This window comes from Brachyspira sp. SAP_772, assembly GCF_009755885.1.
Lineage (GTDB): Bacteria > Spirochaetota > Brachyspiria > Brachyspirales > Brachyspiraceae > Brachyspira.
Genome location: NZ_VYIX01000399.1, coordinates 1 through 504, shown reverse-complemented (window position 1 = coordinate 504; position 504 = coordinate 1). Strand labels below are relative to the sequence as shown.

The 504-nt window shown below is 24.1% G+C and carries 2 protein-coding genes; both read left to right on the top strand.

Annotation, left to right across the window (positions count from 1 at the left end):
• Positions 1-346, top strand: a 346-nt coding sequence (gene rnpA / locus GQX97_RS14745; protein ID WP_232473464.1) for a ribonuclease P protein component, incomplete at its 5' end; no start/stop codon positions are given.
• Between the two features lie 15 nt (positions 347-361).
• A partial coding sequence (gene yidD / locus GQX97_RS14740) for a membrane protein insertion efficiency factor YidD (RefSeq protein ID WP_157152399.1) occupies positions 362-504 on the top strand: 143 nt, incomplete at its 3' end.

Below are 504 nucleotides of genomic sequence, written 5' to 3'. Positions count from 1 at the left end.
CCGATCTAAATTATATCGTAAAGAAAAACTTAAAAGTAAAAAAGATATAATTTGCTTTTTTAAAAAAAATGATAATTCTAGTTTGCTTAAGTATAGTAATTATTTTTTTACTATACTTGCATTGCAAAATAATCGTTCATATTCTAGGTTTGTTGTAACAATAAAAAAAAATAAAACTAATGCCGTAAAAAGAAATAGAGCGAAAAGRATTGTCAGAGAAATCTATAGAACAGAAAAAAATAATATACCTGTAGGGTATGATTATTTTATCATTATTAATAGATATATTTCCCGTTCATTTTTGGATTATAAAAAAGAGTTAATGAAGTTGTTTTATAGGATTTGATGGATATAGTTTTTTATGCTTAAGAAAATATTATTGTTTTTAATTTTTATATATCAAAAAGCAATATCACCATATCTTAGGCCTTCTTGCAGGTATATTCCTTCTTGTTCTGAATATGCTAAAGAGGCTGTTATTAAATATGGTGCTTTTAAAGGCAG